This window comes from Shewanella sp. SR44-4, from assembly GCF_014163715.1.
Lineage (GTDB): Bacteria > Pseudomonadota > Gammaproteobacteria > Enterobacterales > Shewanellaceae > Shewanella.
Genome location: NZ_JACJDU010000042.1, coordinates 21,968 through 44,958, shown reverse-complemented (window position 1 = coordinate 44,958; position 22,991 = coordinate 21,968). Strand labels below are relative to the sequence as shown.

Here is a 22,991-nt window from a genome sequence, read left to right as displayed (position 1 = left end):
CCGTCAGTGACAATCAAGGTGTCGCCAACTTCAGTGCCAGTCGCGAGAGTCACGGTCGCGGTCACAGTACCGTCGCTGCCGATCTCATCGCTGTTGAAGATACCATCGCTGCCCATGCCGCTGAATTCAACGATGGGTGCAGGTGACGTTATATCGACAATCCCATTATCATTATCTGTGGCTGTATTACCGGCAGGATCTGTAACTTCAGCGACAACGGTATAGTCTCCTTCTGACAATGGGTCAACTACATCGACTTCATATGTTCCATCAGGATTCACTATCGTTGTAATGGTCTGTTCGTTACCTTCACTATCAGTAATAATTAACGTAACAGTACTGCCTACAGGTGCGTCAGTCGTACCCGTGATAGTTGGTGTAGTGTCGTTTGTAAGAGCTGGTGCATCGACTGTAATAACCGGTGGTGTGGTATCTAAAATTGCAGAGTCACTTCCTTCAGGCGTTGTATTACCATTAGAATCAACGACTACAGCAACAACTTCAATTTCTTCACCTTCACCAGGAGCTGGTAAATTGAGATTTACGCTACCAGTATCAATATCTTCTTGTGTTAATACTATTTCAATGCCATTAACAATAAGTGTGTCACCGGCTTGAGCACCAGTGTTGTCCAGGCCGATAGTAACGTTTATTTCTGTAGCGCCATTCAGCTCTTCATTACTAATAAAACCGTCATCATTAAGATCTGTATTAATTACAACGGTAGGTGCGCCATCAGCGACTGGAGTTACATTAATAGTTAATGTCGCTGTTTCACCAGTGTTAGTAGTGTAAGTAATAACAGGAACGGTACCGTTCCAGTTTTCATTTGGGGTGAAGGTATAAGAGCCATCTTCATTGATGATCAGCACACCGCCCTCAAGCGTGACTTCAGTGCCGGCAGGATAGGTTTGGCCGTCAACTTCAAATGTTACCACGCTTAAATCTGAATCTGGATCGCTATCATTATCTAATACATTGCCTGATGCGGGTGTGTCCTCTGATACAGTGACAACATCATTAACTGTTACCGTAGGGTCTTCAACAGGGGTGATTTCAATGGTTAATGTTGCTGTTTCACCAGTGTTAGTCGTGTAAGTAATGACAGGAACTTGACCGTTCCAGTTTTCATTTGGGGTGAAGGTATAAGAGCCATCTTCATTGATGATCAGTACACCGCCATCTAGTGTGACTTCAGTGCCGGCAGTATAGGTTTGGCCGTCAACTTCAAATGTCACCACGCTTAAATCTGAATCAACATCACCGTCGTTATCTAATACGTTACCCGTTGCTACACTGTCTTCAGCAACAGTATTGGTGTCGTTGACCAAAACGGACGCATCATCAACTGGGGTGATTTCAATAGTTAATGTAGCGGTAACACCAGTATTGGTGGTGTAAGTAATAACAGGAACTGTACCGTTCCAATTTTCATTTGGAGTGAAGGTATAAGAGCCATCTTCATTGATGATTAGCACACCACCCTCAAGCGTGACTTCAGTGCCTGCAGGATAGGTCTGGCCGTCAACTTCAAATGTCACCACACTTAAATCTGAATCAACATCACCGTCGTTATCTAATACGTTACCCGTTGCTACACTGTCTTCAGCAACAGTATTGGTATCGTTGACCAAAACGGACGCATCATCAACTGGGGTGATTTCAATAGTTAATGTAGCGGTAATACCAGTATTGGTGGTGTAAGTAATAACAGGAACTGTACCGTTCCAATTTTCATTCGGAGTGAAGGTATAAGAGCCATCTTCATTGATGATTAGCACACCACCCTCAAGCGTGACTTCAGTGCCTGCAGGATAGGTCTGGCCGTCAACTTCAAATGTCACGACGCTTAAATCTGTGTCGGCATCGGTGTCATTAGCTAACACATTGCCAGAAGCAACTTGATCTTCGCCGACTGTAATAGTGTCATTTAATAATACTGATGGGGAATCATTTTCAGTAAGAGCTTCTTCTTGAATGACTGCTGTTGGGGCAGCAGCTTGTCCGGTTGTGTCGTAGCCAGAATCCGCAAGTGTTTCATCACCATCTCTTGTTACAGCAACATAACCAAAATCACCTTGGTTGGCCGTTGGGGTGCCAGCCGCGGTTTCTGGTAAATCTGCAGTTGGGTCTTCTCCAGACGCAATCAATGCCTGTAAAGCTTCGATTTCATCTAAAGCTTGTTGATCTGCTACTTGTTCAACCACGGTATCATCGATGTTATCGGCTAATGTATTAATCGATTCGTCATTAGGAATGTTAGCGCTATTAAAAATAGTGCCGTCATCAAACGTAATCACGAAACCAAGGTTATTACTGCTGGCAACTATTGCACCAGTCGGCACAACTTGACCGAGTTGTAGTTCCTTAGTTTCATTGTTAATCGTTATTGTTACTGAACCTTCCGAAGCAGAAAGTATTCCATTTTTTGACGTAGTCATTGATCCCATTTGAAGCTCCCAACAGCTTTAATACACTTATAATACCAATACATTAATATGCATAATATATGCTTAATTAAATACTAGTATTAACATTAAAATTAATTTAGACACAATAAGTTAATAATATCATCCGCTGCTAAAGTAGTCAATTTTTTGACGTTGTACCAACGTTAAATATATTATTGAAAATAGAGTTATAAAATAGATAAATACCATAGAGCATAAACTGATACCACACGTTTCTCCGTCATAAAAAGTTCACAATTACGGATTAGCTCTACCACCATTATATCGGCAGATATAACATAAAATGAACAAATTGATGACAAAAAAGCCTGCAAGATTGCAGGCTTTGGATGTGTACAAAAATAATACTTATTGTTTACAGAATATTAGCTGCATTGCGATAGCTATGAGCCGCTGTCGAATTTTCGCCTAACTGTTCTTGTGCTTGGGCTAAAGCCAGCCATGATTGATGGGTTGGTGCTATGCGACATACATTTTGCCAATGAATTTTGGCTTGTTTAGTATCCCGACTCTGAATCGCTAGTCTTGCAAGGCACATTTGATAGTCAGCATCATTTTCATGAGTGGTTTCTAATTTACTGAGTAATTTACGTATATCTTGATCTTGAGCGGTAATTAAATCAGGTATTGCTGTAAATAACGCTGCTGATGGCGAAGCATTGAGTTGTTTATTAATTAACTTTAGCGCTTGATCTTTATGACCATACTGAACAAGTCCATGAGCATAAGCTAATATAAGTTCATCCTCTTTACGTTCTGACTTATTTAACCAATGCCAACATTTAGTTAACTCAGCTTCAGATACTTTTGCTGCATTGATCATTAAAATACTGTTGGTCTTAGTATTTAATTGGTTGAACTCTGTTTCAGCTAATAATTGACGCTTTTTAAGAATTGGTAACAACAACTTCAATGCCTGCCAATCGTGTTGTTGTTGATATAATTCTTGTGCCAATTTAAGCACTGGGGAGCTACTTTTGCTTGTAGGGTTCAGCTTATCTAATATTGCACGGGCCTTAATCAGTTCACCTTGTTTCATTAAATAACGGGTACGCGAAGTATAAACCGCTGTTTTTGCAATTGGGTTTTTCTCAGCTTGAGTTAAATAATGATCGCGAGCTGTAATATCACCTTGATAGTGTGCCGCTCTAGCTGCTGCAAATAGATTTAATACTGGGATTTCACCTTTTTCAGCCCCTTTTGCCATGGCTTTTTCTGCTGCTGACCAATCTTCTTCTGCCAACGCTAAAGCGCCGATTAACGTATGTTTTTTAGCGGCTTTTCTTCGCCATTGCTCAGGAAGATATCGGCTACTTAATACGATATTTAATAACAAGATGATAAACCATTCGAGTAATTGCAGCGCAAAATAAAACACAATTAAGCCAACAACACCTGTCACTAAGCTGGTTTCTATCTGATAGTCACCCATCGCGATGTAAATGTAACCGCTTTGCCCAATAATGAGTGGACTAAGACACAGTCCAATTAAAATGAGAACAACATAAACTAGCGTCTTAATCATTGCGTAGGCTCCCCAGTAGGCATAATTTCACCATAGATAACCAGTTGCTGCAGTAGTGGCGATGCTTGAAATTTATTGAGGGTAATCTTCTCGATGTTAACTTTGGCAAGCTTATCTAAAGACGCAATCATTGTTTTGGTCTTTGGATCACTTAAGTCAAAATACTGTTGTAACCACTTGTCTGCTAATGAAATAGATTGTTGATAATTTAGTTGATCAAATCGGTACAATGCTAATTGTGCTTGCAATAATTTGTTGCGAATATTTTCGACCAAATACCATTGCTGCTCAGGTGATAATAGTGGTTCTAGATCAGTAGTCCGTTTACGGATAGTGATAAAACCATCAGTTAAATCGTGCCAAGTTCGGGCCAAATTCTGTTGCCAGTCATCAATTGAATCAGTTACTTGTTGAGTGCTTTTATTGTCAGCAAAATTTTCATCAACACGATTTAATGGTAATTGTGTTAAGCCATCAATAAGGGTATCTAAGTCAAAGATAGTATTGGTGATGTCAGTCGTTTTTAATGCTTTAACTTTGGTGATGTCATCTGCTAACGCTTTGCGTAATACTGTTAATGCAGGATCTTTCATCGCACTAATGCGTTCATCTGCCGATTGTAATAAACCAATAGCGGTTTGTGGATCGTTTTCTAACCACAGTTTTCTACCCGCCATGCGTACAAGGTATTCAGCTTCTGATGCCATCCAATGGTTAGGGCTGCGCTGTGCAATCACCGCAACACGCTCTTGCAATTGTTTATTCGACTGCTGCAGTTGGGCTAATTTCGCATAAGCTTTGGTATCATTCAGTTGTTGTTGCTCTAACGTGCCAATGCGTTTATTCGTTGCCATTGCCGTTTGCTGTAATTCATATTTTAACGATTTATTTTGGGTTACTTGCTCAGAGATATTTTGCCCTAACTGAGTTTGGCCATTACTTTGTTGGTCAAGTTGCAAATACAGCCAATAACAAGCTGCAATAGCCACTATTGCTACGAGTAAACTGAACAGTACTCCAAGACGGATCCACCAAGAACTAGGTTTCGCTTTGCGTCGACTATTATTTACAGGTGAATTAGCAGAGGAGTTTGCCTGGTTATTATTGGTTTTGCTGTCAGCAGATTTTTGGCTGGTTGCATTGCCTTTTTTGGTCTGTGTCGGCTTTTCTACAGGAGTTGGTGCAGGAGAAATAACTTTCTCATCCTTGTGAGCTGGCGAGTTTGGATCTTTTTTATTGTTTTCCATGAACAGTCCTTGAAAGCAAAAATACAACCAATAAAAGCAATATTAATAAATGCGTGTCGATGCAAGATAACAATACAATAACAAATTATAACGCAAGACTCGCTAGTATAGCTTGAGTATTTGCTCCATTTGCATTGGTAATGTGGCTTAAGCCCATTGCTTTTGCTTGTAATTCGACGCGATTACTGGGGACTATAATATGACATGCACGTAGCCATGCAAATAATTCTTTTGGTACAAGCTCAACTAAGTTGGATAATATTTCACCGCTGGTGACAACGATGGTGTCAATTCCAAACGATTCCCACTGCTGAGTTATCGCTTTACCGTCAAGTTTTGGTATGGCTCGTTGATAGACTTGCCAATAGTTAACATTGGCGCCTCGCAGTCGTAACTGCTCCGCAAGTGTTTCTCGTCCTCCTAAACCCCGAACAATGATAAATGATTGTTTATCGACATCTTGTAATTGGGCTAGCGACAATAATCCTTCGCTATCTTGACTGTGTTCTGGTGAGGTAAAAGCATTGATATTGTATTGAGCTAGGCTATCTGCCGTAGCTTGACCTACTGCAAAATAACGACAATGAGTCGGAAATTGTTGTTGTAATTTTTGCGCAGCAAAGTCCACTGAATTAGTGCTAATAAATAGTAAGTTGTCAGTGTTATTTAAGTGGGTAGGATCGAGTTGTTCTGTGGTTTCTACAACCGATAATAGCGGAGTAACAAGATAAGCAACGTCTCGCTGCGAGAGTTGCTCTTCCATTGCTTGATTGCGCCCTTGTGGGCGCGTTAACAAGACTTTCATGGTCTGTTATCTTGATGACACAAGATTAACTGGCATACACGGCATCTAAAATAGTTTTAGCACCGCGACTCAGTAAATCCTCTGCAAGTGACTCCCCAAGTGCAACCGCATCGGTTTTAGAGCCGGAGACAGTACCTACAATTATTTGGCTGCCATCAGGATTACCAACTAAACCTCGTAGAGTTAAGTTATCACCGTTTATTTCAGCAAAAGCACCGATAGGGACTTGGCATCCGCCTTCTAAACGAGTATTCATTGCTCTCTCAGCAAGTACTCTATAACGGGTTTCCAAATGTTCAAGTGGTGCTAATAACGTTTTAACGCGCACATCATCAGTACGGCACTCAATTCCTACGGCACCTTGGCCATTAGCAGGCAGTGATTCTTCGGCAGAAATAAAGTTAGCGATACGTTCCTTTAGCTTTAAACGAATTAATCCGGCGGCTGCTAGAATAATTGCATCATAATCACCGCTGTCTAGCTTGGCTAAACGGGTACCGACATTTCCGCGTAAATCTTTGATAACTAAATCAGGACGAGCAGCTCTAATTTGGCACTGACGGCGTAAACTGGATGTACCTACCACCGCGCCTTGTGGCAATTCGCTGATAGATTTATAACTGTTAGACACAAATGCATCACGCGGGTCTTCACGTTCACATATAACTTGTAAACCTAAACCTTCTGGAAACTCTACCGGTAAGTCTTTCATGGAGTGCACTGCAATATCGGCACGATTTTCAAGCATGGCAACTTCCAGCTCTTTAACAAACAGGCCTTTGCCACCGATTTTAGCTAAAGGAGTATCTAAAATGACATCACCTTTAGTACTCATTGGTAATAACTCAACGGTTAGTCCAGGATGAATACGCTCAAGCTCAGCTTTAACAAATTCAGCTTGCCACATTGCAAGTGGACTTTTACGTGTTGCGATACGAATTATATTTTCAGACATGGTAGTAGATCCATCAGATAGCCTCATTAAGGTAATGCTATCATCGCTCAAGCTTTGATGTAACAAATCGATGGTAATTGTTTGAAGTGTGTAGGGCTTATTTTTGATTACTATTGTTTGTTAGTGACGAGTTAAACAAAAACAAATGTTGCGACGATCACTATTTAAGCAAAAGTGTGATCTTGATTGGCAATAATGGCCATTAACGGTTAGTCTTTTAAATGAGTAGTTACCAGATAATTGCATTAGAGAAAGAAAAAGGAAGTCAGCCTTGACCGATAAAACGGCACATTATCAAAAGGATTTAGCTGAAAAACTAAATTGCACCAGATTAGCTCGAGCACTTAATGTACTTACTAATTTGCAGCAACATTTATTTCATCTTATTCCCTTCCTAATACACCATAATCAAATTGATGTTCCCGGTATTATTGATCCTGACACACCGTGTGGTGTCCACGGTTTTATTTTATCAGATGCGATAATTTCAGCATGTGATTTCTTATCTTTATCTATTCCTGAGACGAACCAGACAAGTGATTGTGTTTTTGAAGGCGTATATGCCATGGGAAGCACCGCTAGTTTTGGGCAGAACCCACAAAGTGATGTCGATATATGGCTGGTTTACAATAGTCAATTGACTCAAGAGCAGCTTAAATTAATTGAATATAAGAATAAACTCATCAGTGACTGGTTTGCAGGTTTTGAGTTTGAAGTGAACTTTTATCTGGTGCATCCGATGCAATTTAGAGAATGCAGCGCATTTGATAATTGTCAGCCAGTAGGATTAGAACATAGTGGCAGTAGTCAGCACTGGCTATTATTAGAAGAGTTTTACCGTTCTCACATTCGGCTCACAGGTAAAGTTGTTGCTTGGTGGCCCGATGCCGACAGTCAAAATACAGAGTCTGATGTCAATTTACTTTATCTTGGCGATATCAATTCTTTGCCAGCGGCAGAATATTTTGGCGCCTCATTATGGCAACTGTATAAGGGGCTTAATAAGCCTCATAAAGCATTATTAAAAGTGTTGTTGCTGGAAACTTATGCCTCGGAATACCCCCATACAACACTGATTACCCAACAACTTTGGCAATATTGTGAACAACAAGATTTTAGTGTTGATAACGATGCTTACTTACTGCTTTATCAGCGTATTGAAGCCTACTTGATTGCTCAAGGTGATGACAATCGTTTAGAAATTGTCAGGCGTTGTTTTTACTTAAAATCGGGTGTCACGTTATCGTGTTTATCACATCATAGTGCAGCGGACTGGCGGGTAGAAAAAATTAGCTCTTTGGTTAAACAGTGGACATGGAGTCATGAGTTGGTGGCCACATTGGATAATAGCCCTCATTGGCATGCAGGTCAGTTAAAATGGTTCAATCAGCAACTTAGTGAACTGTTATTAGTCAGTTATAAGAATCTATTAAAATTTGCTTCAAAACAAACGCTAAGCGAACGTATGCGGGTTGAAGAATTAGGCTTGTTGGCGCGTAAATTACACACTTATTTTAGTGAGGATGAACATTTATTACAGCCTCTGAACCGCTTGTGGAGTTTATCGACTGCTGAAAAATCGTTGACTATCTTTCATTGCAAGCAAGCATCACGTTTTTATTTATATCGTCAAGCTTATATTGAACAGGATCCGTCTCAAGCTGTTGTGCACAATCAAGGAAATGAGTTCGATAATCATCCCATTCACGATGCGGATAATATATGCAGTTTAGTTGCCTGGTCAGTGTTGAATGGACTCGCAACGGTAGAGACTAAATGGTTTCAAGTTGGACGAGGTAAAAGACGGACTGATAAATTAAGTTACCTAACGCGTAAACTTATCCCTGTTATGCACAATGTACCAACGGTCTATAAGCGTGATTTATGCGAACCATGGTGCTATAAAAAAATTGTGTTGATTACCAATATGGATAAAGATCCGACCACTCAATTGAATGAACAAGAACTGATGTTGGAACATGTTAATGCCAATATTCTATCCTTCGGCCAGACAAAAATCAGTATGTTGTCATCGGTGGCGGTTGTTTGTTTAAACAGTTGGGGTGAGTGGCAGAGTCATCGTTTTAATGGGAAAACCGCATTGCTCGAAGCGATTTCATTTATTATTTTGGGACTAAAACGTTCAAATGAGCAAGTTGATTTATCAATTATTAGCTGCTCGGCAAAATTAAAACAACCGATTTTTAATCAACTTAAAACCTTACTGTTACGTTGTTATGGTTTAATGAAAAAGGTCAATCAGACAAATACATTGATGCATCTGATAACGATAGGCGATCAACATTATAGTATGCATTTCAATTCATTAGGTATGATGTATCGTAAAATTGATTCCACAACAGGTACAGAAAATCTTAATTCGTCTGTGTTGCCGTATGCTGATTTAGCTGACCATTCCCATTTGAATGCGCCATCGGTGATCCAAAAGTTCATCGCCATGGGGGCGAAGCAGTATTTTTTACGCGAACGTCTTCAAACGCTCGATGTGTTCATTGCAGACGAGCATAATCAGCTTGAACATTTACAATACCAACACACTAGTATTAATGATTTTGTTGCCAAAGAAAGTCATTTATATGTATTCGACGAGCAAAAGCAACGATCCCCTGTGTTTAATATGCCGCAGTTTTTTCAGCTTGTGGATATTGAAGGCAAGTTAACGGTAATACCTTTTGGTTTGTCAGTAGATGAGATGGGCTCAGCATTTTAAGCAAAAGCCCAATCTCAATGACAATTAAATGACTCACTTAGTGCTATCACACACTAAGTTCTTACGAGGTTTATGCGTTTATCTCGAGCAAAATGCCACTTTGTTTATTGATGGCATCAATCACAAAAGACATAAATTCCAAGCCATTACGGGTATCTAACCATTTACCATCTTTGTAATTAAAGTGATAACCACCTGATTTTGTCGCCAGCCAAATTTCATGAAGAGGCTCTTGTTTATTGATGACGATTTGCGAACTGTCTTCAAAAGCCAGCTGTAAAACATTGCCACTGGCGTTGATATCAACATCGGCATCTTGCTCGTCAATCGCTTTTTCTACCGCGTTCTCTATTTCGCCAAACATTTCATCGGCTAATCGATGAAACTCAGTATCTGTAATAGCCATGTATTTCTATCCTTTGCTTTCTGCGTTATGAATGCGATTATAAGACCATTATTCACTAGATGCACAGATGTTGAAAAAAATGAGACTGCTTTTATTTATTATGCTTGCTAGCCTATTCGTAACCGCATGTGGTCAAAAAGGCGTTTTATACAAAACTCCCGAGCCGGTGGCCAATAAAGTCGCCCCAAAACCTGCTAGCACTGATGTGCTAAAGCAAACTGAGGAACTCGACTCTCAACCTTCAACTTCACAACAAGAATAGCATTTATAAGGGACCGCATTTTGGATTACTTTTCATATCAAAATAATTCACTATTCGCAGAAGACTGCGATGTAGCAAAACTGGCCAACACTCACGGTACGCCGTTGTACATTTATTCTCGTGCCACATTAGAGCGCCATTGGCATGCTTTTAATAATGCCGTTGCTGACCATCCGCATCTTATTTGTTATGCAGTGAAGGCGAATTCAAACCTTGCGGTATTAAATGTATTGGCTCGCTTAGGCAGTGGTTTTGATATTGTCTCTGGCGGTGAACTCTCGCGTGTGCTGCAAGCTGGCGGCGATCCTAAAAAAGTGGTTTTCTCTGGTGTGGGCAAAACCGTTGCTGAAATGGAACAAGCCCTGAATATTGGCATTTACTGTTTTAATGTCGAGTCGAGTGCCGAACTTGAACAACTTAATGACGTCGCGAGGCGCTTAGATAAAGTGGCACCTGTTTCACTGCGGATTAATCCAGATGTTGATGCGGGTACTCATCCATATATTTCGACCGGTCTTAAAGAAAATAAATTTGGCATTGCCATGGAAGAAGCCGAAGTGGTGTTTGCCCGCGCAGCAGAATTAACCCATTTACATGTTAAAGGTGTGGATTGCCATATTGGTTCACAGCTCACCGAAATAAAGCCATTCTTAGATGCAATGGACCGTATGCTTGCATTGATCGATCGCTTAGGCGAGTTAGGCATTCAAATTGAACATTTTGATGTGGGTGGTGGATTAGGTGTGACATACAACAATGAAACCCCGCCACATCCAGACGTATATGCTGCAGCATTACTTGATCGCTTAAATGGCCGTAAATTGAAGTTAATTTTTGAACCAGGTCGTGCCATTGCTGCCAATGCAGGGATTTTCGTCACTCAAGTGCTTTATCTGAAAGAAAATAGTGATAAGCGTTTTGCCATTGTTGATGGTGCAATGAATGATCTTATTCGCCCATCGCTGTATAGCGCATGGCAAAATATTATTCCGGTACAACAAAATGACGCGCCAACCTTTGCTTATGATATTGTAGGTCCAGTATGCGAAACGGGTGACTTTCTGGGTAAAGACAGACAGTTAGCGGTTAAATCAGGCGACTTATTAGCGATACGCTCAAGTGGCGCTTACGGTTTTGCGATGGCCTCAAATTATAATTCTCGCCCAAGAGTGGCTGAAATTATGGTTGATGGTGGTAATGATTTTGTTGTTCGTCAGCGTGAAACGCTAGAGCAACTTTGGCAAGGCGAACATTTATTGCCATAGGCAGTAAGCTAGCGGCATAACGTTTTATAAGGAAACTTTTGTGATCCATTTCACTAAGATGCACGGACTGGGTAATGACTTTATGGTCGTTGATGGCGTAACACAAAATGTGTTTTTTTCGCCTGAACAAATTCGCCGTCTTGCCGATCGGAATTTTGGGATTGGTTTTGATCAACTTTTGTTGGTTGAGCCGCCTTATGATCCAGATTTAGATTTCCATTATCGTATTTTTAATGCCGATGGCAGTGAAGTTGAACAGTGTGGCAATGGTGCTCGCTGTTTTGCTCGTTTTGTTCGCAATAAAGGTTTAACGCAAAAGAATAAAATTCGCGTGAGCACTAATTCGGGTAAAATAACTTTACGCATTGAACGCGATGGTAACGTGACCGTTAATATGGGCGTTCCCGTTATCGAGCCAAGCCAAATTCCATTTAAAGCTAAAAAAAGCGAAAAAACCTATTTATTGCAAACGCCGATGCAAACTTATTTATGCGGTGCCATTTCAATGGGTAATCCACATTGTGTGATTGAAGTGGAAGACGTACAAGCCGTTAACGTAGATGAAATTGGCAGTAGCTTGACTCGTCATGAGCGCTTTCCTAAAGGCGTGAATGTTGGCTTTATGCAAGTGATTAATCCTGGGCACATTAAGTTACGTGTGTATGAGCGCGGCGCCGCAGAAACCTTAGCATGCGGTACAGGAGCATGTGCCGCGGCAGCGGTTGGGCAATTGCAAGATAAGCTCGATAAACAGGTGAGAGTCGATTTACCAGGTGGTAGCTTAATCATAAATTGGGAAGGCGAGGGTAAGCCGTTATGGATGACCGGACCGGCAGAACATGTATATGATGGACAAATACAACTATGAGTGACATTACCTTAAAAGACAGTGTGACTAATGTAGCCGCTGACAATACGGTTAGCAGCGAACAAGCAAAAGATATTAATTCAATTGGACAAGATCTTGGCATCGACATGATGGCTAGCCTACAACAAGCTCCGTTTGATGAAATGTTGATCCGCGAATACTTATTGGATAATCCTGACTTTTTTAATCGTTATCCTGAGTTATTAGTGGCCATGCGTGTACCGCATGCGGAACGTGGCGCGGTATCATTAGTTGAACGTCGACAAGAATTGTTGCGTCAACGTGTTAGCCAGCTAGAAGAAGAAATTACCTCGTTAATGAATATCGCCACTCATAATGAGAGAATATTCAAATATAATACTGAGTTGTCGTTTAAAATGCTTGCGAGCCAAGATTTGGGTGAGCTGCGTTTAGTGTTGTCAGAAGGATTAAAAAACGAGTTTGGCTTTAGTCATGTCAGATTAATTACTGTGCACGATATCGATAGCGAATTAGCTAAAATTTGGCGTCATCGGGTTCAAAGTGGTTATTATTTTGGCCGGTTAACTCAATCAGAATCCAAACGTTTGTTTGGTAGTGAAGTTGGTTCTGTGGCATTAACTAAATTATCTGATGAAAATGGCCAAGTGATATTTGCTATAGCCAGTAAAGACCCAACGCATTTCCATCCTGATATGGACTCATTGTTATTCAGTCAGTTGCGTCGTTTATTAGATCATATGTTGCCGAAAATGTAATCGTTAAGCTAAGAGTATTGTTGAGAATACACGGATTACGTCAATCGTTTGTAACTGTTTTAAACGAGTATTCTTGAGCGATGAAATAGGCTCAAATGACGGCGGTCTTAGTCGTTACAATCTGGGAGTATCTTGATGAAGCCAACTGACTGGCAAGCGATATTTAGCCAACATTTGTCTTCAGAAAGACAGCTCTCTGCTTATACCGTACGCAACTACCTGTTTGAATTACGTCGTGTCGAAGACATGTTAGCTGAATCAACTCAGCTGATTGACGTTAGCCGTGATCAGCTGCAAGCAGTACTGGCTACATTACACCGTAAAGGGCTGAGTCCCCGTTCATTATCTTTGTGTTTATCTGCCTTAAAACAATTTTTTGATTTTTTGCTGCGCGAAGATGCTGTCACCGTAAACCCGGCACAGACGTTAAGCGCACCTAAACAAAATAAACCCTTACCGAAAAATATGGATGTGGATGCTGTCAGCCATTTATTGTCCATAGAAGGTGATGATCCTTTGAGCTTGCGTGATAAAGCCATTATGGAATTATTTTATTCAAGTGGCTTACGTTTAGCGGAGTTAGCCAGCTTAGATTGCGTTGACATTAAGTTTGATCAAAGCGAAGTTAAAGTGATGGGTAAGGGCAGTAAACAGCGTGTTGTGCCCATTGGCCAAGTGGCATTAACCGCGATCAAAACGTGGTTGGATTGCCGTAACCAGTTACCTTGTGCAGAAGCTGGTGATGCGTTATTTGTTAGCAGCCAAGGTAAACGATTGTCACATCGCAGTATTCAAGCGCGCATGGCTAAGTGGGGCCAAGAACAGGCCATGGCGGTAAAAGTTCACCCACATAAGTTGCGTCATTCGTTTGCAACCCATATGCTTGAATCAAGCCAAGATTTACGTGCAGTACAAGAATTACTTGGTCATGCGAACTTATCGACTACACAAATTTACACCAGTTTAGATTTTCAACACCTTGCTAAAGTGTACGATAACGCGCATCCAAGAGCGAAAAAAGACAGGGGGAAATAATGACTTTGCAATTGCCTAAAGCTTCGATGATCCAATATCAGCGCCTACAACCTTTTAGCGCGATTAGTTTTGATTTAGACGATACACTTTACAATAATCTTCCTTATGTAATACATGCCAGTGAGCAGCTGTTCTCGTTAATTAATCAAGCCTATCCTGCCACCACTGCATGGGATACCGCTCAATGGCAGCAACTCAAACATGCACTGTTCAAACTACATCCAGAGTTAGCTCATGATACCAGTGCAGCACGCTATGCCATGTTGCATCAAGGTCTTTTGCACTTTGGTTATAGTGAGACTGAAGCCAGCCAAGGTGCACAAGATGGCATGACATGCTTTCATCATCATCGCAGTGATTTTACTATTGATGATAACGTGCTGGGATTACTAGAACGTCTAAGCCAACGGTACCCACTAATCGGCATCACTAATGGTAATGTCGACACCCAGCGCATTGGGTTAGGTAAGGTGATGCAGTTTGTGCTACATCCTGGCCATGGGGTTAAAATGAAACCTGCCGCCGACATGTTTAGCCTTGCTTGTCGTCAATTAGATATTAAGCCGTCGGCGTTATTGCATGTGGGCGATCATCCGTTGTCTGACATTGCTGGAGCTAAAATGGCGGGGTGTCAAAGTGTGTGGCTAAACCCCTGTATGCAGCAACGGCATAAAAAGGCGCAACCGGTATTACCGCATATCGAGATTAACCAATTGGATTTACTGCTTCAGTTGCTTTAGCTTGAGATCGATTCCGGCTTTTAGGCTCATTTGTTCAACTTGCTCACGGCTCGCATGCATATCGGCATCGCCAACTCGAAAATAGGTACCACTGTAAGGATCGGTGCCAACATAAATAGGTCGGAGTTTTACGTCGACACAGGGCACATGAATTCTGATCAGCTTTTTAGCCATAATTTCGATTATTTGTACGTCGGTAGGCGCTAAAATATTGTGACTGATTTTTTTCGGGTCATGTAAAATGGCCCAAACTTCACTGAGCATTGGCATCGGATTAATAATGCCCTCAATCGTAAACTCACCTTGCTGTTCTTTTACCCCTAAAATAATTTCCCCACCTAAGGTGTTGGCAAAAGCACTATAGCTTTCCCACATGCCTTCGGGCAACATTCCATTACCATCTCTTCCACCTGCTAACTTAAATTCAACTTGGGCAGATTCATGTAAGTTTGCTATGTCGTCTAGGGCAAAGGTTGGGTAATGATGAGGTGACATTTAGGCTCCATATTGAAGTACGGTAAACTCATTATGTACTGTATGAAGTTTCGCAAAAAAAAGGAAGCAAATCCGTAAGGATGATCTCGAAGTTGCTTCAAAATGGGGAACCTAGGAGGATTATAGTGCTAAAGCTTTTGGGAATAATAAAGTGTTTTCAATCTCTATATGGATTTGCAAATCGGCATCAAATTCAGCCAAGGTGCGATAACACGCTTGCCACGTATGGCAAACACCTGCAGGTGGCGTGTAGTTATTGGTTAAGTTTCGAATGGTTTGCAACATGTGGTCTGCGTTATCGTGTTCATGCAACATCATGTTGATAGGATTACTAATATGACCAAAGCATCCATCAACAGTTTTGCCTAAGCTGATCGATTTAATCGCCGGAAATAAAATGCGTTCTTCTTTCATTAAATGCGGCATTAATTCGGCAATTAACTCATTAACCGCATGTGCCAGAGGCTTTATTTCGCTGTGATCATCACCATGTGCGCGAACCATTTTATCTGTGTATTCCACTAATAATGGGGCGGTTTCACGAATGTATTGATGATGCGTCGCTTCAATATGATCTATCAAATCAATTAATGATAAGTGCTGTAATGCGGGTGCTGCTTGTTCGGTTAACATGGCAATTCCAAAGGTGCACACAATTTACATGTATTTTATGTGCATCTTTAACAATGCTCAATTTATTCACCACTAATCTGTTAGCTAACTCACACATTAATTGAAAATTGATACGTTATTGAGTACAAGACTCGCCTTGCGCCAAAGTGCTTAGCAGTACTTTTGAACTGACTTTTTGTTGCTGTAGCATACCGCCGACTCTTAATAAGCTACCTTGCCAACACACTAACCCTCGGTGATCCATGCTTGGCTGCGATAGTGTCTGCAGTGTGAGCCATTGCTTAGTAGCTAGGTCGAATCGATAACCATAGGCGTTTGGTTCGCTAGGTTCACCGTTATAACCAATACCTGAATAGTTGTACGGATTATCACTTCCGCCTAAAAATACAATTTGGCCACCAGTTGTTGTTTTAATCCCGGTAGCTGCCATGCGGTAATGTGCAGTAGCAGCTGCGTTTGGTTTGGCTGTGTTTGATTCAGCTGTGTTTGCTATTGATGGGCTGACGTTTGATTCAGTTATTGTAGATTTACTTACGTTGATATTAGCCGCGACAGAGTAATGCGGCAGTAATTGCCAATCAATTCGCAAATGATTATCTGGATTGACCTCACCATACAAACACACGGGTGATGCTTGGTAACTGCGGCGCGCGTTGATATTAGCTTGTACTTTTACGCCGTCGCATAACACCAGCTGATGGCCTACCATTCCTACTGCTTGACCAAATACAGCCGGTGCTGGTATTGGGCTCGCTTGAGCCCAAGTGTTGGTCTGGGTGTCATACACTTGGACTAAATTGACGTTGCCGTCGTTGTGCCAGCCGCCAAATAAATAGATGTAACGCTGTTGATATGCTACTGCAGTGGTGTCATCAACAGCCACTGGCATGTCGGCAATACGAGTATATTGATTGGTCTTAATCGAGTATTGGTAATTATCAATTGTGCTAATTTCGTCATGATTGTCGGCCACGGTATAACCGCCAAACACATACGCCTTATCGTTAATGCCAATCGCAATCGATGCCAGCCTGCCCGCTAAAGGCGCAATATGAGGTACCGGCTTAATAGTTTGCCATTGGGCATTAGGGGTGTTTAAATTTAGTGCCCATGCCTTGTTATGTACAGCTTGATAATCTTTAGCTTTACCTAGCCCCATAAAGCTCAACAAGTAAGTGTGTTTATCGCTTTGCACCAACGCTATTGCGTTGTTGGTTACCGCTTGTGGCAATGGTGTTATATCGGTTGCTGCTGCATAAGCTGGTGTAGCAACAACTATTAATCCTATTAATGATCCTGCTAACCTACCCAATGTTGAGTTAATCATAGCGATATTGTGGTTAGTCGATTTTGGTCGTTTAACGGAGATACGAATGCGCAAAGAGAGTTGCTCGATTAGGCGAGACATTGTGTGTGAAATCCTTTATGTGCTTTATGGATAGCAATAGAGTGTAAACCAATTTATGGTTTTACTCCTGTGCCCATGCGTATTTCGATGACCTTTTCAACGCGCGATGGCGTGGTTATTAGCCCGCTTTGTTCGACAATAATAAACCAATCGTAACCTTGTTGCTCAGTTAACATTGATGCTTGTGTTAATGCGTAAGCATCGATATTGGTTTTATTTTTACTGATAATATTGAGCATAAAATAATTGTCAGTTATTTTATGCTCAATATAGCGATAGCCATCTGCTTGAGTATATTTGACTCTAGGTGTTGTATTTACACAACCGCCCACTAGCGTAACGAGTAATACCGCGACAATGGCGCCAAGTTTATACATGTCCATAACCTTTTAGGTAAAAATTCATAGCGAATTAGTCTGTTAACTTGCTAAGTATTTGCTGTTCTTGTGCTGTTGTTAATGGCGCGCCAACCATAATATTGTCGAGTAAGCTATCAAGTGCAGAACCGCCGCTAGCCGTTTGGTATTCAGCTTGCTGATCTTGGCTAATAGTATATTCAATATTAGCGACTTGTTGCCATTGCCCCTGCTGCTGACAGGCAATATTTTCGCTACGCAGGCTTAGGTCTTGCAAACCATACTGGCGACAAAAATCTCCCTGTTGATTATAAAAACTGAGTTGAATAGACATGATGCTGTCATCATCTAACAATGCAATAACACCGCTTGGCAAATGCGTTAGTTGTTCTGTTATGGTTGGGTCTATGCCTGCCGTTGTGGTATTGGTCTGTAGTGGCGTGTCTAGTTGATACACGCCATAACCCGCTATTAGCGCGATAACCGCAACTGCTGCAGCATATTGTTGCACCTGTTGCTGTGCTTGGCGCCACCAAGGAAAGGCTACAATGTTACTCTCTGTAGCGCTAGGCTCTTCAAACGGTGCACTAGGCGTTTCAAGTAGTGTGCTAATGGCTTTTGGAACGGGCTGTTGGTCAATGGCTTGATAGAATGTTTGTACCATAGGATCAACCATTGCCAGTTCTGCTAAACGTTCGGCAACCGCTTCATTATCGGCAATCGCTTGCCTGACTTGCTCCATGTCTTGCTCTGGTAGTTCTGCATCTAAAAAGGCTGATAAGGTTTCATCGCTGAGGTTCATGCCATGCTCCCGTTAGGTTGTTTAAAAAAGCTGACCATGTTGGATCGAGCTCTTGCTAGGCGGCTCATGATTGTTCCTGTTGGAATGGCGAGTATCTCAGCCGCTTCGCTGTAGCTCATGCCTTGTACAGCAATTAACGATAATACTTCACGCTGATCATCAGACAAATTGTTCATCGCGCTATTCACCTCACCTAAGGTGATATCGTTAATGATGTCCGCTTCACCGTCGGTGTAATTTTCTGCCTGCAGTTCTGGTTTACTGGTGGCTAAGGTGCGTACTTTTTGTGAGCGATAATCATCAATCCATTGATTTCGACATATCTTAAAGGCCCATTTAGCTAACAGAACATCTTCCGGTGGCGGCGATTTAAGTATCCGTAATAAGGTATTTTGCACCAAGTCATCGGCATCATGCATTGAGCCCGTTAATGAGTAGGCAAAGCGTCTTAATGCTGGTAGTAGTAGGATTAATTCGGGTTTCATATTTAGGGTATACTCCTCTTTACCCTGATAACGGTTCAATGGGCAAAGTTATTCCAACATGGAGGGAATTTTTTTTGTTGTCAGACGTTTTTATCTTACACACTATCAGCGCAGGTAGATAAATCAATGAGAACAATGACAGCATATTCACTCGCATTACTGAGTTTAACCCTCATACCTTTAGTGTCTTACGGGCAATTATTGTCTGTGCCAGCACTTCCTGCAGCAGTGATAGATAAACTCGATCAAAGCGTAAGCCGAAGCGCCGAGCGCTTACAAGCACTGAAGCAGCAACGTTTGCTGGAGCAGCAATTACAGCAAACATTAGCGCTAAAGGCGACATTGTTAGACCCCTTATTACAGTTGCCTGCTGTAGTGCCTGTGCTAAATAGTGCAGGTCAGCCTGTATGGAACGATATTGAAGTTGAACATGGTTTACGCGCCGTTGAGCGTGAATGGCTATTGTTAATATCCATAGCACAATGGCAACAGCTGTTAACGACGACTCCTGAGCTGGAAATGTATGTGCAAAGCCGCACTGAACTGGCAATGTTAGGCTTACAGTTGGTTAAAATACAAGTACCGATCGAGCTTGATAGCGTTGATGCATTACGCAATACTTTACCTACACTACTGGCACCTTATTTAAACCGAAATTATATATACCAGTCGCAAGCGGCTAATCAAGCAAGCACAGTTACGGATGCGCAGGCGAGTACTGAAACGGCTATCCAAGCAGACAGAGCGACAACGGATCAGATAACGGCAGTGCAGCAAGTGGTTTCAAGTGAAACGACAGCGATGTGCCATAGACCGATAAGATTAGGCATGATAGATACCGCGATTGTGCCCCGGCATAAGGCGCTGCATATAGCCGAAGATCGCTTAGTATTGATCCAACAAAATTTTCTTACTGATGACATCCCATCTTCATATAGTCACGGAACCGCAGTGGCAGGCGTATTAGCGGGTAACAATGATCAACTTAAGCCGTTGTTACCGTCATTAACCTTATACAGCGCAGGAGCCTTTTATGCCCAAAATGCGTATCAACAAGGGGCTACACTCGACAGTATCTTGCAGGCGTTAAATTGGTTAGTAGGTCAACAGGTGCGGGTGATCAATATGAGTTTGACTGGACCAGATAATCCAATATTACATGAAGTTGTATCTCGTTTAGCTGAAACAAAGACCATTTTAGTGGCTGCAGCAGGTAACGGTGGGCCAGCCGCTAAGCCATTATATCCAGCTGCATATTCAGACGTTATTGCCGTCACTGCGGTAGATAAACAGCTGGGATTATATCGTTGGGCTAATCAGGGGGATTACATTGATTTTGCGGCGCAAGGAGTAAAGGTGTTGACTACCCGAGCAGATGGAAGCGTGGGTATTGAAAGTGGCACTTCAATGGCCACGCCCGTTGTATCGGCCAAAGTGGCCTGTATGCTGGCTGCAACACCAGAGCTGCTATTGGAGCAGGTGTTGCTGCAATTACAGCAGCAGGTGATTGATTTAGGCGCACCAGGTAAAGATCCACAATTTGGTTATGGGGTAGTAACACGCCCTTAAAAACTGGCTTGTAACATCAGTCCTGCTCGTGTTTCATCATAATCTGCACTGGTCAAGATTGACTGATAGTCACCATATTCAACGGATGTCAGCAGCGCAAAAGTGGAATTAATATTTAACTCCCACTTAGCATCAATGTGTTGATGTATATCGTTACGTTTATTATCGTTAATGGCCAAAGCATAATCTCTTTGAGTTAATTTCATTCCTAGTTGAATTTTTTGTACAACGTGCCATAAATCAAATTGATTAGACAAGCGGATATTCATACTTTTAGCGCGATAGCTAAAGGCTTTATCAAGTGTATCTTCATCCTCATAAGTTGCGCCTAATGAGATAAAGCGTTGGCCCTGTTGAAAAAACCAAAATGAATCGATATTAGCACTTTTATTGCTAGCATCACGCGATTCAAACTGAGCAAAATCTTTGTCGGCATACACTACGCTGGGACGAATAAACCAGCTGTCGCTAAGATTATGCATGGCATACACGCTAAATTGGTTGAGCGCTAAAAAATCGCTGCCATCTAAATCAGCTTGAGCCAGATAGACACTGCTGCCCAGTGTTAGATTATCAAAGGCATAGCTCGCATCGATAAAAGCCAGCTGTAAGCGACTGCCATAAGCACTGGCATTTCGATAGCGTTTGTCATTAATACTATAGCCACTGTCTAGGCGGACATTGTCGCTAACTTGCCAAGCTGCATTGATTTCTCCCTCTAAAACCGTCGCCGTATCCGACTCACCACTGGCTTGTTCAAGTTCACTGATGTTGACGTTAGACTGGTATTCCATACCTGCTTTTAGCTTACCGTTAACGGATAGGGTTTCTGCCGCTACTCCCATATGAGCGCAAGCCAGCAGAAATAATGTACAGGTAACGCGAGAGTGTAAAGTCATCATAAGGACTCCTAACAATAAAGATAGGCCGGCAGTATTGCCGGCATATGGAGTATTCGACTTAAAGACCGCTTGATAAGCGAATGGTATTTTGAATGGTGTTAGTGACTTCTGCATTCACTGTTTGGCTCACCGCTTGCGTCACTTGTTCGCGAGTGTTCTGCTGCATGAGTTCACTTGCACTTGCCTGTAACTGTTGTTGCACTGCGCTGGTTGCTGCGGCATTGATGGCCGATGATGTTGTCCCAGAAACTGCCGCGCTTACTGAATCAGATACTGCTGTGCTAGTGGCAAACAGTGTATCGGCACTCATACGTGATTGAATCTCTTCTGCGGCGGTGTTCGCACCAAGTTGTGCTGCGTTTACTGTCGCTGCTGCGGTGTTGAGTGATGTCTCTGCTTGATTAACCGATAACTCTGTTGCTGCAGATAATCCGGCAGAACCAGATGCTATTACTTGAGTTGACACCAATTGCGCAGCCGTCGAGGCGTTATTAATCAGGCTATTAGCTATGCCAGCACCAACAGTTGTGGTGTTGGCTAATTGGTTATTAGCAAGTGTTGTTGCTGAGTCAGCGTTGGTGATTGATGTATCAAGTGCTGACGTTACCGTAGTGAGCATTTCTGTTGTGGGTATGGTTATCGCAACTTGGTTGTCAGTTGTGGCTGCCATTTCAGTTGATGAAGTTTGCGTGGAGTCACCCGAGCCGCCTGACTCTGCTTCATTTGAAGCCGTTTGATCTGAGGCGGTGTTGGTCGGCTCGCGTGAGGCAATTGTTGGCTCATTATTGCTTTGTGTTTCAGCGTTAGCATTTGGGCTATTCTGTTGGTTTTGGCTTAATTGAACATCAGCTTGGGCTGATACGGTTGTCGATGCTGACATTTCGGCACTTATTACCATGGTTGAGAAACAAGCCAGAGCAATAATCGTTGGTTTAAGTAATGTTTTCATTTTTAATTCCCTCGTAATGTCGTGATTGACACTGTGATAACGAGGCGGTCGTCGATTCTATTCCATTTATTTTTTCTTAATTGGCATTATTGTCTTGCACGGTGAATATAAAATTAATAAGTGATTGTTTAATATTGTTATTTTATTTTTATCTTTATTGATGTAAAAAGACTAAATGATGCTTAGATAGACATCTCTACTGAAATATAACCATCGTTTAGCGTTGTTGCTTGAAAATAAATAGTGGTTTTGTCGCCCGCTGGGATTCGTCGGCAGAACTAGCGATTGAGCCGCGGACAAATGTCATGCTCAGTATGTTAAATGCTGTGTATATGTTTACTTTTA

General features: G+C 41.9%; 22 protein-coding genes. 8 read left to right on the top strand and 14 right to left on the bottom strand.

Annotation, left to right across the window (positions count from 1 at the left end):
* From H5125_RS16985 to hemC, 5 genes are all read right to left on the bottom strand, one after another.
* The coding region (locus tag H5125_RS16985) for a retention module-containing protein (RefSeq protein WP_182744828.1) at positions 1–2,450 on the bottom strand (2,450 nt) is incomplete at its 3' end.
* A gap of 376 nt (positions 2,451–2,826) precedes the next feature.
* Positions 2,827–3,996: a heme biosynthesis HemY N-terminal domain-containing protein gene (locus H5125_RS16980; RefSeq protein ID WP_182744827.1), complete on the bottom strand. Its 1,170-nt coding sequence runs from the start codon at positions 3,994–3,996 to the stop codon at positions 2,827–2,829.
* A complete protein-coding gene (locus H5125_RS16975; RefSeq protein WP_182744826.1) occupies positions 3,993–5,243 on the bottom strand; it encodes a uroporphyrinogen-III C-methyltransferase in 1,251 nt (416 codons plus the stop codon). The genes H5125_RS16980 and H5125_RS16975 overlap by 4 nt, the downstream gene beginning before the upstream one ends.
* A gap of 85 nt (positions 5,244–5,328) precedes the next feature.
* Positions 5,329–6,048 carry a uroporphyrinogen-III synthase gene (locus H5125_RS16970; protein WP_182744825.1) on the bottom strand — a complete coding sequence of 240 codons (720 nt, stop codon included), beginning with the start codon at positions 6,046–6,048 and terminating at the stop codon, positions 5,329–5,331.
* A 25-nt stretch (positions 6,049–6,073) separates the two neighbouring features.
* Complete coding sequence (gene hemC / locus H5125_RS16965) at positions 6,074–7,003, bottom strand: hydroxymethylbilane synthase (protein ID WP_162022194.1); 930 nt, start codon at positions 7,001–7,003, stop codon at positions 6,074–6,076.
* A gap of 271 nt (positions 7,004–7,274) precedes the next feature.
* Between hemC and H5125_RS16960 the strand changes: the two genes are divergently transcribed.
* Positions 7,275–9,734: a class I adenylate cyclase gene (locus H5125_RS16960; RefSeq protein WP_182744824.1), complete on the top strand. Its 2,460-nt coding sequence runs from the start codon at positions 7,275–7,277 to the stop codon at positions 9,732–9,734.
* A gap of 70 nt (positions 9,735–9,804) precedes the next feature.
* Here the strand turns inward: H5125_RS16960 and cyaY are convergent, their stop codons facing one another.
* Positions 9,805–10,140 (bottom strand): iron donor protein CyaY, encoded by a 336-nt coding sequence (cyaY, locus tag H5125_RS16955; protein WP_101086282.1) that lies wholly within the window; start codon positions 10,138–10,140, stop codon positions 9,805–9,807.
* Between the two features lie 67 nt (positions 10,141–10,207).
* Here cyaY and lptM point away from each other — a divergent pair, with 67 nt between their 5' ends.
* The 6 genes from lptM (at position 10,208) to H5125_RS16930 (ending at position 15,047) form a co-directional block, all read left to right on the top strand.
* Entirely contained in the window at positions 10,208–10,402 is a 195-nt protein-coding gene (gene lptM / locus H5125_RS22475) for an LPS translocon maturation chaperone LptM (protein WP_101086281.1), read from the top strand.
* A gap of 20 nt (positions 10,403–10,422) precedes the next feature.
* Positions 10,423–11,667, top strand: a complete 1,245-nt coding sequence (gene lysA / locus H5125_RS16950; RefSeq protein WP_182744823.1) for a diaminopimelate decarboxylase — start codon at positions 10,423–10,425, stop codon at positions 11,665–11,667.
* A 40-nt stretch (positions 11,668–11,707) separates the two neighbouring features.
* Entirely contained in the window at positions 11,708–12,535 is an 828-nt protein-coding gene (gene dapF / locus H5125_RS16945) for a diaminopimelate epimerase (protein ID WP_059747101.1), read from the top strand.
* 110 nt (positions 12,536–12,645) lie between these two features.
* Positions 12,646–13,272 carry a DUF484 family protein gene (locus H5125_RS16940; RefSeq protein WP_174839667.1) on the top strand — a complete coding sequence of 209 codons (627 nt, stop codon included), beginning with the start codon at positions 12,646–12,648 and terminating at the stop codon, positions 13,270–13,272.
* A 135-nt stretch (positions 13,273–13,407) separates the two neighbouring features.
* Positions 13,408–14,307 (top strand): tyrosine recombinase XerC, encoded by a 900-nt coding sequence (gene xerC, locus H5125_RS16935; RefSeq protein ID WP_162022197.1) that lies wholly within the window; start codon positions 13,408–13,410, stop codon positions 14,305–14,307.
* A complete protein-coding gene (locus tag H5125_RS16930; RefSeq protein WP_182744822.1) occupies positions 14,307–15,047 on the top strand; it encodes an HAD-IA family hydrolase in 741 nt (246 codons plus the stop codon). Before xerC ends, H5125_RS16930 begins: the two co-directional genes overlap by 1 nt.
* Here H5125_RS16930 and H5125_RS16925 read toward each other — a convergent pair.
* From H5125_RS16925 to H5125_RS16900, 6 genes are all read right to left on the bottom strand, one after another.
* Positions 15,027–15,542 carry a helix-turn-helix domain-containing protein gene (locus H5125_RS16925; protein ID WP_162022199.1) on the bottom strand — a complete coding sequence of 172 codons (516 nt, stop codon included), beginning with the start codon at positions 15,540–15,542 and terminating at the stop codon, positions 15,027–15,029. The two genes, H5125_RS16930 and H5125_RS16925, sit on opposite strands and share 21 nt — an antisense overlap.
* Before the next feature lie 120 nt (positions 15,543–15,662).
* Positions 15,663–16,175 (bottom strand): hemerythrin domain-containing protein, encoded by a 513-nt coding sequence (locus H5125_RS16920; RefSeq protein ID WP_162022200.1) that lies wholly within the window; start codon positions 16,173–16,175, stop codon positions 15,663–15,665.
* A gap of 115 nt (positions 16,176–16,290) precedes the next feature.
* Entirely contained in the window at positions 16,291–17,583 is a 1,293-nt protein-coding gene (locus tag H5125_RS16915; RefSeq protein ID WP_254439855.1) for a kelch repeat-containing protein, read from the bottom strand.
* Positions 17,584–17,636: 53 nt separating this feature from the next.
* Positions 17,637–17,960, bottom strand: a complete 324-nt coding sequence (locus H5125_RS16910; RefSeq protein ID WP_162022201.1) for a CC0125/CC1285 family lipoprotein — start codon at positions 17,958–17,960, stop codon at positions 17,637–17,639.
* A gap of 34 nt (positions 17,961–17,994) precedes the next feature.
* Complete coding sequence (locus H5125_RS16905) at positions 17,995–18,741, bottom strand: anti-sigma factor (RefSeq protein ID WP_162022202.1); 747 nt, start codon at positions 18,739–18,741, stop codon at positions 17,995–17,997.
* Positions 18,738–19,226, bottom strand: a complete 489-nt coding sequence (locus H5125_RS16900; protein ID WP_101086273.1) for an RNA polymerase sigma factor — start codon at positions 19,224–19,226, stop codon at positions 18,738–18,740. Before H5125_RS16900 ends, H5125_RS16905 begins: the two co-directional genes overlap by 4 nt.
* Positions 19,227–19,361: 135 nt before the next feature.
* On the opposite strand from H5125_RS16900, the gene H5125_RS16895 reads away from it, so the two are divergent.
* Positions 19,362–20,795, top strand: coding sequence for a S8 family serine peptidase (locus tag H5125_RS16895; protein ID WP_182744821.1), 1,434 nt, complete (start codon positions 19,362–19,364; stop codon positions 20,793–20,795).
* Here the strand turns inward: H5125_RS16895 and H5125_RS16890 are convergent.
* Both H5125_RS16890 and H5125_RS16885 read right to left on the bottom strand, forming a co-directional pair.
* A complete protein-coding gene (locus tag H5125_RS16890; RefSeq protein WP_182744820.1) occupies positions 20,792–21,697 on the bottom strand; it encodes a surface lipoprotein assembly modifier in 906 nt (301 codons plus the stop codon). The two genes, H5125_RS16895 and H5125_RS16890, sit on opposite strands and share 4 nt — an antisense overlap.
* A 58-nt stretch (positions 21,698–21,755) precedes the next feature.
* Entirely contained in the window at positions 21,756–22,646 is an 891-nt protein-coding gene (locus H5125_RS16885; RefSeq protein WP_182744819.1) for a hypothetical protein, read from the bottom strand.
* Positions 22,647–22,991 lie beyond the last annotated feature (345 nt).

What these genes read in the sequence shown, in the direction of transcription:
- lptM (WP_101086281.1), top strand. Translation starts at nt 10,208, where the DNA reads ATGTTGAAAAAAATGAGACTGCTTTTATTTATTATGCTTGCTAGCCTA.
- hemC (WP_162022194.1), bottom strand. Translation starts at nt 7,003, where the DNA reads ATGTCTGAAAATATAATTCGTATCGCAACACGTAAAAGTCCACTTGCA.
- H5125_RS16890 (WP_182744820.1), bottom strand. Translation starts at nt 21,697, where the DNA reads ATGATGACTTTACACTCTCGCGTTACCTGTACATTATTTCTGCTGGCT.
- H5125_RS16895 (WP_182744821.1), top strand. Translation starts at nt 19,362, where the DNA reads ATGACAGCATATTCACTCGCATTACTGAGTTTAACCCTCATACCTTTA.
- cyaY (WP_101086282.1), bottom strand. Translation starts at nt 10,140, where the DNA reads ATGGCTATTACAGATACTGAGTTTCATCGATTAGCCGATGAAATGTTT.
- H5125_RS16970 (WP_182744825.1), bottom strand. Translation starts at nt 6,048, where the DNA reads ATGAAAGTCTTGTTAACGCGCCCACAAGGGCGCAATCAAGCAATGGAA.
- H5125_RS16975 (WP_182744826.1), bottom strand. Translation starts at nt 5,243, where the DNA reads ATGGAAAACAATAAAAAAGATCCAAACTCGCCAGCTCACAAGGATGAG.
- H5125_RS16915 (WP_254439855.1), bottom strand. Translation starts at nt 17,583, where the DNA reads ATGTCTCGCCTAATCGAGCAACTCTCTTTGCGCATTCGTATCTCCGTT.
- H5125_RS16980 (WP_182744827.1), bottom strand. Translation starts at nt 3,996, where the DNA reads ATGATTAAGACGCTAGTTTATGTTGTTCTCATTTTAATTGGACTGTGT.
- H5125_RS16905 (WP_162022202.1), bottom strand. Translation starts at nt 18,741, where the DNA reads ATGAACCTCAGCGATGAAACCTTATCAGCCTTTTTAGATGCAGAACTA.
- H5125_RS16925 (WP_162022199.1), bottom strand. Translation starts at nt 15,542, where the DNA reads ATGTCACCTCATCATTACCCAACCTTTGCCCTAGACGACATAGCAAAC.
- H5125_RS16930 (WP_182744822.1), top strand. Translation starts at nt 14,307, where the DNA reads ATGACTTTGCAATTGCCTAAAGCTTCGATGATCCAATATCAGCGCCTA.
- H5125_RS16920 (WP_162022200.1), bottom strand. Translation starts at nt 16,175, where the DNA reads ATGTTAACCGAACAAGCAGCACCCGCATTACAGCACTTATCATTAATT.
- H5125_RS16940 (WP_174839667.1), top strand. Translation starts at nt 12,646, where the DNA reads ATGGCTAGCCTACAACAAGCTCCGTTTGATGAAATGTTGATCCGCGAA.
- H5125_RS16900 (WP_101086273.1), bottom strand. Translation starts at nt 19,226, where the DNA reads ATGAAACCCGAATTAATCCTACTACTACCAGCATTAAGACGCTTTGCC.
- H5125_RS16910 (WP_162022201.1), bottom strand. Translation starts at nt 17,960, where the DNA reads ATGTATAAACTTGGCGCCATTGTCGCGGTATTACTCGTTACGCTAGTG.
- H5125_RS16885 (WP_182744819.1), bottom strand. Translation starts at nt 22,646, where the DNA reads ATGAAAACATTACTTAAACCAACGATTATTGCTCTGGCTTGTTTCTCA.
- xerC (WP_162022197.1), top strand. Translation starts at nt 13,408, where the DNA reads ATGAAGCCAACTGACTGGCAAGCGATATTTAGCCAACATTTGTCTTCA.